Below are 9,588 nucleotides of genomic sequence, written 5' to 3' on the forward strand. Positions count from 1 at the left end.
GGTGCGGTTGCGCGCAGCGGTACGCATCTCCGCCAGCGCGCACCTTATTCCTTGCTCTCCAACACATCCCCCGCCCAGCTCAGGGCGGCCATCACGGTGGGGAATCCGATGGTGCTGGTGAGTACCAGCAGGGTGTGGTGGATATCGTCGGGCGTGGCACCGGCTTCCAGGGCACGGCGCGTATGGCTGTGGACGGCACCTTCGGAGTGTATGGCCGCCGCGGCGGCGAGCTGGATCAATTGCAGGCTGCGCTCATCCAGGGGTCCGGTCTGGCGCACCACGGCACCGAGGGTTTCCACTGCCTGAAAGTACGCCGGATGCTGCTTCTTGAAGCGCTTGTAGGTGTCGAGATCGTGCTTGCGTTCCATTGTGGCCACCTCGCTTGGGCATGCCCTTACAGCTTAGGCAAGCGCGCCTCGACTATGGTGAATGGACCCGACCCCGCACAGGGAAGACACGCGCCATGCCCAAGACGTGCCGCGACCACTCAACACCTCTGATGCCATGGCCCGTAGCCTGATCGGCATTGTCCTGCTGGGCATTGCGCTCTATCTCGGGCTGGGAGCGGCTCTGCTGGTCTTCCAGCGCTCGCTGATCTACTTCCCACAGCCCCGTGCCATCGGCGGTCCCGACCGGTTGCTGATGTTGCCGGTGACCGACGAGCGGATAGCCGTAACCGTGCGTCCGCTGGCCAGCCCCAAGGCTCTGATCTATTTCGGCGGCAATGCCGAGGACGTCTCCCGCAGCCTCCCGGACTTCGCCGAGGCCTTCCCCGATCACGCCCTCTATTTGCTGCATTACCGGGGGTTCGGCGACAGCACCGGCAAGCCAACGGAAGCCGACATCCTCCGGGACGCCTTGGCTTTGTTCGACAAGGTTCATGCCCTGCATGGCAAGGTGGCGCTGGTCGGCCGCAGCCTGGGCAGCGGCGTGGCTATCCAGCTGGCAAGCCAGCGCCCCACCGCGCGGCTGGTGCTGGTCACGCCCTACAACAGCATCCTCGAACTGGCCCAGCGCCGGTTCCCCATCTACCCGGTGCGCTGGATGCTCAAGGACCGCTACGAGTCCTGGCGCTACGCCCCGGTCATTACTGTGCCCACGTTGTTGATAATTGCCGAACGGGACGAGGTGATCCCGCGCTGGAGCAGTGAAAAACTGTTCGCCCAGTTCCCCACGGGCGTGGCACGGCGGGAGGTGATAGCCGGCGCCGGGCACAACGATATCGGTGGCCGGGCGGAGTACCTGAGGCTGATTCGCAGCGGGCTTTAGACGCGGGCGGACGACGGGCTGAGCATCTCGATCTCGCGAATCTCGAAGTCGCGCCGCAGGTAGTCCATACGGTTTTCGTGGAAGCGGCGCATGTGTGGTAACGCGCTGTGGACTTCCAGCGCGGCCCGGCTCTGCCAGACCTCATAGAAGATGAACAGGCTCGGGTCCTGGGCATCACGCAGCATGTGGTACTCGATGCAGCCCTCCTCCGCCCGGCTGGGTTCGACGTAGGCGCGGAACAGCACCTCGAACGCGTCGGCCTTCTCGGGTCTGGTGTGGGCGTGGAGGATGAAACCGTAGGGTTGGGTCATTGCTATGGCCTCTACATGGCGTGACTTTTATCAACCCTACCGCAACCAAAACATGTGGATTCATGACTTTCAAGCAATATTCAATTGCGGCCAAACGGATTTTTCCGAAGGGGGGGTGACCGGTAGTCTGCCGCCACATCAACTTGCGGAGGCTACTGCATGAAAAAGATCCTGTTGCTCAACGGCGGCAAGAAGTTCGCCCACTCCGACGGCCGCTACAACGCCACCCTGCACGACGCCGCGCTGGCCTTCCTCGACCGCGCCGGCTTCGACGTCAAGGAAACCCAGATCGACGCTGGCTACGACGTGGCCGAAGAGGTGCAGAAGTTTCTCTGGGCCGATGTGGTGATCTACCAGATGCCCGGCTGGTGGATGGGCGCACCCTGGACCGTGAAGCAGTACCTGGACGAGGTGTTCACCGCCGGTCACGGCAGCCTTTACGCCAATGACGGCCGCACCCGCTCGGACGCCTCGCAGAAGTACGGCAGCGGCGGTCTCATCCAGGGCAAGCAGTACATGCTGTCACTGACCTGGAACGCGCCGCAGCAAGCATTCGACGACCCCACCGACTTCTTCGAGGCCAAGGGCGTGGATGCGGTGTACTTCCCCTTCCACAAGGCCAACCAGTTCCTCGGCATGAGCGCCCTGCCCACCTTCCTCTGCGTGGACGTGATGAAGCGGCCGAATATCGAGGAAGATCTGAAGCGCTACGAGGAGCACCTGGCAAAGGTGTTCGGAGTTCAGGGCTGATCAACCGGCCGTAGGATGTGGTTGAGCGAAGCGAAACCCATCAGATGAAATCCGGGAGCGGCGGTTGGAGCTTTCCCGGATTTCATCCGGGCTACTGATTCAACGCGGCCCTTGGCGAATGAGTTCGCCCCTTCTACAGAAGGGTCTTGCCGGCCAAGGCCGCTGCCGCAGCAACGGCCAGCACCAGCAGGCCGATCAGCACCTTGTTCGGCGACTGACGGGCCGCTTCGATGGGCGCGGCCTGCTTCTGCGCCGCGGCGCGCAACGGATTGGCTACGGGCTGGCGCCCCGTTGGGCGTGGCACGGCGGGCTTGGGGATCTGCGCCACAGGCATGAACAGTGTGGCGTCTTCGTCCACCGCTTGCGGTGCCGCCACCTTGGGGCCGATCACCAGCAGGTTCACCGAACCCATGCGGATCTGGTCGCCAGGCTGCAATACGGCCGTGCTGACTTTCTGCTGGTTGACGAACACGCCGTTGGCCGAAGCCAAGTCCTTGACCTCCAGCACATCGTCCTTGAGGAAGAACTCGCAGTGCCGGCGCGACAGCTCCTGATCGCTGAAGCACAGTTCGCACTTCACCGAGCGACCGAAAGTGATGGAGCCGGTGACATGGAACTTCTGCCCTTCGTGCTCCCCTTTGATGACCTGCAGGTACCAGCGCGCCGCAGCTTCGACCTTGGGTCGGGCTTTGGCCGGGTCCACCAGCAAGAGTTCGAGGTTGCCGATGCGCACACAGTCGTCTGAACGCAGTTGGAAACGCGCACCGATGCGCTCGCCATTGACGAAGGTGCCGCCGGGTGTGCCGCAATCGCTCAGGTAGTACTGGCCGTGGTCCTGACGGATTTCCGCGTGGAACAGGCTGATCTCCGGGTCCGCCAGGACCAGGCTGTTGCGGCTGTCCTGGCCGATGGTGAAGCGTTCGTCCACCAGCCAGATGGGCGCCTGACGGTTATCCGCGAAATGAATCCTGAGCATTGTGGAGTCCTTGGAGGCAGGGCACGGGACAATGATAGCTATGTGCCTGCACCCTGACTTTGCTGGAGTTGGCAGTTAGTTGAAAAGGCGGTTCCACAGTTTTTTGATGGGATTTTCCTGCTCTTCCTGACGAGCCTGCGGCTTGGCTGGACGCGCCGTGGCCACCCGCGCCGCCTTGGCCTTGCGCACCCTCTGCTCGTGAACGGCGCGGAGTTCGAGCAGGGTCGGGTTCGTCGGCGCCACCTGCAGACCGGCGTCGATGTACTCCAACGCCAGAGCGAATTCGCGCCGGCGATAGGCCTCTTCACTGTGTTCGACAAAGCGCTGCGCCACCTTCTCCAGCCCGGCCAATGCCTGTTCGTTGCCGGGGGCCAGGGTGAGCACCTCCTGGTAATAAAACACCGCACTGTCCTGTTCCGGCTGAAGCAGGTTGTCCTCGGCCAGGCGCTGTTCAGCCAGCACCAGGACGTTGGCGATACGTGCGGCCAGGACGCGCTGCAGGCCATCACCCGCCTTGGCGTTGTCCTTGTCCAGGCGCAGCACTTCATGGAAGTAGAAGTCGGCGTTGTCCGCTGCCGGCGCCATCAGCTTGCCTTCGGCCAGGCGCTGTTCGCCCAGTTCCAGCAGGTCGGCGATTTTCATTCGTAGTACGACGTAGTAGCCACCGCCGCTGGAAACGACCAGCAACATCAGTCCGGCCAGGCCCCAGAGCAAGCCACGGTAACGACGGTTTGCCGCCGGCTGCTTCGCCGTCGGGTTCACGGCCACGGCCGGCGCGATGCGGGTGAAATCAAGATCGAGGTCGCACAGCTCGTTCAGGCTGTCCAACAGCACGCGGCAATCGGCAAAGCGTTCGTCCGGGTCCTTGGCCAGCATGCGGTCGATCAGGTGCTGGTAGTCAGCCAGCCCCCTGCGCAGCACGGGCGGGTCCATCTGCACGTGGTTGAGCACGGTTTCGGCGTAGCTGGCACCACGATAGGGGTTCTCGCCGGTCAGCAGCTCCAGCAGGATCACGCCCAGGCTATAGATGTCGCTACGCGCATCCAGCGCCTGGCACTGGGCTTGCTCCGGGCTGCTGTAGGCCGGGCTGCCGACCGCAACGTTGAACTGGGTCAGTTCGCTGTCCAGTTCCAGGTCCTTGGCGATGCCGAAATCGGTGAGCACCGCCGTGCCGTCGTCACGGAAGAGGATATTGGCCGGTTTGATATCGCGGTGTATCAGGCCCTTGCCGTGCACCACGGCCAGGGCTCCGGCTATCTGCCGGACGATACACAATGCCTCCAGCGGCTCCAGCGCCTGCCCCTTGTAGCGGCCCAGGTCGCCGCCGGAGAGGAACTCCATCGCCAGGTAGTGGCGACCGTCGGGCAGACGGTCGATATCGTGGATGGTGACGATGGACGGGTGGTGCAGGGAAGCAAGCATGCGCGCTTCCCTGATGAAGCGGCTGGTAAAGGCTTCATCGTCCAGTTTGTCCAGCACCTTCACCGCCACCTTGCGGCTGAGCGATTCCTGGGTGGCGAGGTAGACCTCGGCCATCCCGCCCTTGCCCAGGCGGCCGTGTACGAGGTAGCCGGGTATATCTAGCAGATTGTCGTTCATGGATTCAGGATCTTCGCGATTTGAGCAACCGGCTCAGGAACGAATTCGACCTGTTTGCCGCCACAGTGGTTTCCGACAACACCAGGCCGATCACGATGCAGGAGATGTTGTCCCGACCACCGGCATCGCAGGCCAGCGCCAGCAAGTGTGCCACCAGGTCGTCCAGGGTTTCCGCACGGGCGCACTGGGCAAGGATCTCGTCATCGGCCAGTTCACCGGTCAGGCCGTCACTGCAGAGCAGCAGGAGTTCACCGGGCGCCAGGGCGTCTTTCACACCACCGACTTCGAGGCCCTGGTGTTCCTGGCCAAGACACTGGGTCACCACATTGCGCTGCGGATGGCGGCGAGCCTGCTGCGGGCTCAACTCACCCGCATCCACCAGCGCCTGCACCAGGCTGTGGTCATGGCTGAGCCGCGTGATGCCGTCAACGCCGACGCGGTAGGCGCGACTGTCGCCGGCCCAGGCCAGATCGAACATCGCGCCGTCGAACTTCACCGCCACCAGCGTGGTGCCCATGCCGGAGCCCGATGCCGCCGCTACCACGGCGCGATGGGCGGTCTGCACGGCGGCGCCCAGGTCCTGCTTGGCGGCCACGGCCTCGCGCAGGGCATCGAGGGCCACAGCACTGGCGACTTCGCCGCGCTGGTGGCCGCCCATTCCATCGGCCACGGCCCAGAGCCCCAGTTCAGGGGCGCACAGCAGCGCATCTTCGTTGTGTTCACGCACGCAACCGACGATGGATTGCGCGGCGTATCCCAGGAGCTCGGACATGGGGTTCCTACTACCGTCCAGCGATGATCCCGCATGATGCGGCCAGCGCCGGGCGCTGTCACCGCCTGGCGCATGAAGTGTTAAGCAATCGAGGGTTTGCCGGGTCATGCAGCCGCCCGCAAGGCGACTATGCTGTTTTCATCGGCTCCGTAAACTAACCGGCTCGTGCAGCCCAGGAGGTGGTAATGGCCATTGAGCGCTTCAAGGCAGGGATGCGCTGATCCATCCCCCCCTCTCTCGGAGATAGACGCCATGAGCAAAGGTCTCGACTCAAAACGCGAAGCGAAGAAAAAGCCCCAGAAAACCCTTCTGGAAAAGCGCACGGCCAAGCGCGGCAAGAAATCCAGTGGCGGCCTTCTCGGCAGCCATGCGCCGAATCCGTGAACCCTCCCCCGCTGTGAAAACGCCCTCCATTCGGAGGGCGTTGTTTTTTGCGCTTTGCCGACTCTTCAGGAAGGGGCGGGCCTGGCGTCAATCAGTTGATCTTCGTCCCGTGGGCTTGCTGGTCGGCATGGTACGAGGAGCGCACCAGCGGGCCTGAAGCCACGTTCTTGAAGCCCATCTCGGCACCCTTGTCGGCATACCAGGCGAAGGTGTCCGGGTGGACGAAACGCTGCACCGGCAGGTGGTTGCGCGACGGTTGCAGGTACTGGCCGAGGGTCAGCATGTCGATCTCGTGCTCACGCATGCGCTGCATGACCTCGATCACTTCCTCGTCTGTCTCGCCCAGGCCGAGCATCAGGCCGGATTTGGTCGGCACGTGGGGCACGCGCTTCTTGAAGCTCTGCAGCAGGTCCAGCGACCACTCGAAGTCCGAGCCGGGACGCGCTGCCTTGTACAGGCGCGGTACGGTTTCCAGATTGTGGTTGAACACATCCGGCGGCTCTTGCTCGGTGATGGCGAGCGCCACGTCCATGCGCCCGCGGTAGTCCGGCACCAGGGTTTCCAGCTGGATGCCCGGAGACAGCTTGCGGATCTCGCGCAGGCAATCGACGAAGTGCCGGGCACCGCCGTCGCGCAAGTCGTCACGGTCCACCGAGGTAATCACCACGTACTTCAAGCGCAGGTCAGCGATGGCGATAGCCAGATTCTTCGGTTCATCGGCATCCAGCGGCTTCGGCCGGCCGTGGCCTACGTCGCAGAAGGGGCACCGGCGGGTGCAGATGTCGCCCATGATCATGAAGGTCGCGGTGCCGCCGGAGAAGCACTCGCCCAGGTTCGGGCAGGACGCCTCTTCGCAGACGCTGTGCAGTTTGTGCTTGCGCAGCAAGTGCTTGATGCGAGCCACCTCCGGCGAGGCGGGAATCTCTACCCGGATCCAGTCGGGCTTTCGCGGTATCTCGTCAGTGGGAATGATTTTCACCGGGATGCGCGCGACCTTCTCTGCGCCGCGCAGCTTCACGCCGGTTTGCAAAGGCTGCGGACGTGGGCTGGTCTGGGTTTCGGTCATGCTCTTGCTCCGAAGGATCGGCGTTCGCGCCTACCCATTCAAGGCAGGCGTTTGCCTTCAGCCGCGGTAGTAGCGCTGTGGCACGAAGGGGGTTTTCACCACCCGCATTGGCAGGGGTTTGCCACGCACCAGGGCATAGACCTCGGTCTCCAGCGCCGTGTAGCGGCTGTCGAGCGTCCCCATGGCCAGCGGTCCGCCCAGGCTCGGGCCGAAGCCGCCACTGCTGACCTGGCCGATGACCTGCTGTTCAGCGTTGACGATCTGTGTGCCCTCGCGTACCGGCGCGCGGCCGCTGGGCAACAGTCCGACGCGTTTGCTGACAACGCCCTCTTGCTGCTGGGCGAAGATGCGTCCGGCGCCCGGGAAGCAACCTGCGCGCAGGCCGTCGGCGCGGCGGGCCTTGGAGATGGCCCAGGTGAGGCTGGCGTCCACCGGCGTGGTGTCGGTGTTCATGTCATGGCCGTAGAGGCACAGGCCGGCTTCCAGGCGCAGGGAGTCGCGGGCGCCCAGGCCAATCGGCTGGACTTCCGGCTGGGCCAGCAGGGTGCGCGCCAGGGCTTCGGCCTGGGCCACGGGCACGGAGATCTCGTAACCGTCTTCGCCGGTGTAGCCGGAGCGGCTGACGTAGCACTCCACGCCTTCCAGGCGCACGCGGCCGAACTGCATGAAGGTCATTGTTTTCACCTCCGGCGCCAGGCGGCCGAGCACTTCGGCGGCGGCGGGACCTTGCAGGGCCAGCAAAGCGCGGGATTCGAACAGCGACTCGATCTCGCATTGTTCGCCGATGTGCGCTTGCAGGTGCGCCAGGTCCTGCTCCTTGCAGGCGGCGTTGACCACCAGCACCAGGTGGTCGCCGGCATTGGCCACCATCAGGTCGTCGAGGATGCCGCCGTTTTCGTCGGTGAACAGGGCATAGCGCTGCATGCCGGCGGGCAGGTCGATGATGTCCACCGGCACCAGGCTTTCCAGGGCGCGGGCCGCATGCTCGCCACGCAGAATGATCTGGCCCATGTGGGACACGTCGAACAGGCCGGCCTGTTCGCGGGTGTGCAGGTGCTCCTTGAGCACGCCGAGCGGGTATTGCACCGGCATGTCGTAACCGGCGAAGGGCACCATGCGCGCGCCGAGTTCGAGGTGCAGGGCGTGCAGCGGGGTTTTGGCGAGATCGGTCATGTAAGGCTCCAGGAATAAAAGTCCGAGTGGGATGAGGTTTCCCTCACCCCCGGCCCCTCTCCCAGAGGGAGAGGGAGAGAAATCAGCATTCGATGATGTTCACGGCGAGGCCGCCGCGAGCGGTTTCCTTGTACTTGCTCTTCATGTCGGCGCCGGTCTGGCGCATGGTGCGGATGACCTTGTCGAGGGAGATGAAGTGCTGGCCGTCGCCGCGCAGGGCCATGCGTGCGGCATTGATGGCCTTCACCGAACCCATGGCGTTGCGCTCGATGCAGGGCACCTGGACCAGTCCGCCGACCGGGTCGCAGGTCAGGCCGAGGTTGTGCTCCATGCCGATTTCGGCGGCGTTCTCCACCTGCTGCGGGGTGCCGCCCATGACTTCACAGAGCGCGCCGGCGGCCATCGAACAGGCCACGCCCACTTCGCCCTGGCAGCCGACTTCGGCACCGGAGATGGAGGCGTTCTCTTTGTAGAGGATGCCAATGGCGGCGGCCGTGAGCAGGAAGCGCTCGATACCGTCGGCGTTGGCGCCCGGCACGAAGCGGCTGTAGTAGTGCAGCACGGCGGGCACGATGCCGGCCGCACCGTTGGTAGGGGCGGTGACCACACGGCCGCCACTGGCGTTTTCCTCATTCACCGCCAGGGCGTAGAGGTTGACCCAGTCCAGCACGCTGAGGCTGTCGCGCAGGCTGGCTTCCGGGTGTTCGCTGAGTTGGCGGTAGAGCGCGGCGGCGCGGCGCTTCACCTTGAGCCCCCCGGGCATGATGCCTTCCTTGCGACAGCCGGTGGTCACGCAGTCCTGCATCACCTGCCAGATCTTCATCAGGCCGGCGCTGGTCTCTTCAGGGGTGCGCCAGGCTTTCTCGTTCTCGCGCATCAGGCTGCTGATGGAGAGTCCGGTGGCGCTGCAGTGGGCGAGCATGTCCTTGCCGGTCTTGAAGGGATAGGGCAGCGGCGTGCGGTCTTCGACTATGCGGTCGAGCCCGGCCGCTTCCTCGTCCACCACGAAGCCGCCGCCCACCGAGTAGTACTCGCGCGAACGGATCTGGATGCCGGCGTCGTCAAAGGCGCGGAAAATCATGCCGTTGGGGTGGTAGGGGAGCGGCTTGCGGATCATCGCCAAGTGCTCTTTTTCCACGAAATGGATCGGCTTCTCGCCGCCCAGGCGCAGTTCGCCGCTCTGGCGAATGCTCGCCAGGCGCTCATCCACGCGTTCGGTATCCACGGTATCCGGTTGCTCGCCTTCCAGCCCCAGCAACACGGCCTTGTCGCTGCCGTGGCCCTTGCC

11 protein-coding genes are annotated in these 9,588 nt (G+C 64.3%); 3 read left to right on the top strand and 8 right to left on the bottom strand.

The window, feature by feature from the left end:
* Positions 1–44 precede the first annotated feature (44 nt).
* Positions 45–368, bottom strand: a complete 324-nt coding sequence (locus E8F20_RS11215; RefSeq protein ID WP_280283785.1) for a carboxymuconolactone decarboxylase family protein — start codon at positions 366–368, stop codon at positions 45–47.
* Between the two features lie 136 nt (positions 369–504).
* Here E8F20_RS11215 and E8F20_RS11220 point away from each other — a divergent pair, with 136 nt between their 5' ends.
* Complete coding sequence (locus tag E8F20_RS11220; protein WP_280283793.1) at positions 505–1,269, top strand: alpha/beta fold hydrolase; 765 nt, start codon at positions 505–507, stop codon at positions 1,267–1,269.
* Here E8F20_RS11220 and E8F20_RS11225 read toward each other — a convergent pair.
* Entirely contained in the window at positions 1,266–1,580 is a 315-nt protein-coding gene (locus E8F20_RS11225) for a putative quinol monooxygenase (protein WP_280283786.1), read from the bottom strand. The two genes, E8F20_RS11220 and E8F20_RS11225, sit on opposite strands and share 4 nt — an antisense overlap.
* Before the next feature lie 159 nt (positions 1,581–1,739).
* On the opposite strand from E8F20_RS11225, the gene E8F20_RS11230 reads away from it, so the two are divergent.
* Complete coding sequence (locus E8F20_RS11230; RefSeq protein ID WP_280283787.1) at positions 1,740–2,330, top strand: NAD(P)H-dependent oxidoreductase; 591 nt, start codon at positions 1,740–1,742, stop codon at positions 2,328–2,330.
* Between the two features lie 133 nt (positions 2,331–2,463).
* Here the strand turns inward: E8F20_RS11230 and E8F20_RS11235 are convergent, their stop codons facing one another.
* From E8F20_RS11235 to E8F20_RS11245, 3 genes are all read right to left on the bottom strand, one after another.
* The gene (locus E8F20_RS11235; protein ID WP_280283788.1) at positions 2,464–3,306 is read right to left on the bottom strand and encodes an FHA domain-containing protein; all 843 of its coding nucleotides are present in this window, start codon (positions 3,304–3,306) and stop codon (positions 2,464–2,466) included.
* Between the two features lie 75 nt (positions 3,307–3,381).
* Entirely contained in the window at positions 3,382–4,905 is a 1,524-nt protein-coding gene (locus E8F20_RS11240) for a serine/threonine-protein kinase (RefSeq protein ID WP_280283789.1), read from the bottom strand.
* Positions 4,906–4,909: 4 nt separating this feature from the next.
* Positions 4,910–5,677, bottom strand: a complete 768-nt coding sequence (locus tag E8F20_RS11245; protein ID WP_280283790.1) for a protein phosphatase 2C domain-containing protein — start codon at positions 5,675–5,677, stop codon at positions 4,910–4,912.
* A 252-nt stretch (positions 5,678–5,929) separates the two neighbouring features.
* Here E8F20_RS11245 and E8F20_RS11250 point away from each other — a divergent pair, with 252 nt between their 5' ends.
* A complete protein-coding gene (locus tag E8F20_RS11250; RefSeq protein ID WP_256658017.1) occupies positions 5,930–6,061 on the top strand; it encodes a hypothetical protein in 132 nt (43 codons plus the stop codon).
* Between the two features lie 91 nt (positions 6,062–6,152).
* On the opposite strand, the gene lipA is transcribed toward E8F20_RS11250, so the two are convergent.
* The 3 genes from lipA to E8F20_RS11265 form a co-directional block, all read right to left on the bottom strand.
* The gene (gene lipA, locus E8F20_RS11255) at positions 6,153–7,127 is read right to left on the bottom strand and encodes a lipoyl synthase (protein WP_280283791.1); all 975 of its coding nucleotides are present in this window, start codon (positions 7,125–7,127) and stop codon (positions 6,153–6,155) included.
* 57 nt (positions 7,128–7,184) lie between these two features.
* Positions 7,185–8,300 carry a glycine cleavage system aminomethyltransferase GcvT gene (gcvT, locus tag E8F20_RS11260; RefSeq protein WP_280283792.1) on the bottom strand — a complete coding sequence of 372 codons (1,116 nt, stop codon included), beginning with the start codon at positions 8,298–8,300 and terminating at the stop codon, positions 7,185–7,187.
* An 82-nt stretch (positions 8,301–8,382) separates the two neighbouring features.
* A partial coding sequence (locus E8F20_RS11265) for an L-serine ammonia-lyase (protein ID WP_280282710.1) occupies positions 8,383–9,588 on the bottom strand: 1,206 nt, incomplete at its 5' end.

This window comes from Pseudomonas sp. BN415 (assembly GCF_029871195.1).
GTDB classification, from domain to species: domain Bacteria; phylum Pseudomonadota; class Gammaproteobacteria; order Pseudomonadales; family Pseudomonadaceae; genus Metapseudomonas; species Metapseudomonas resinovorans.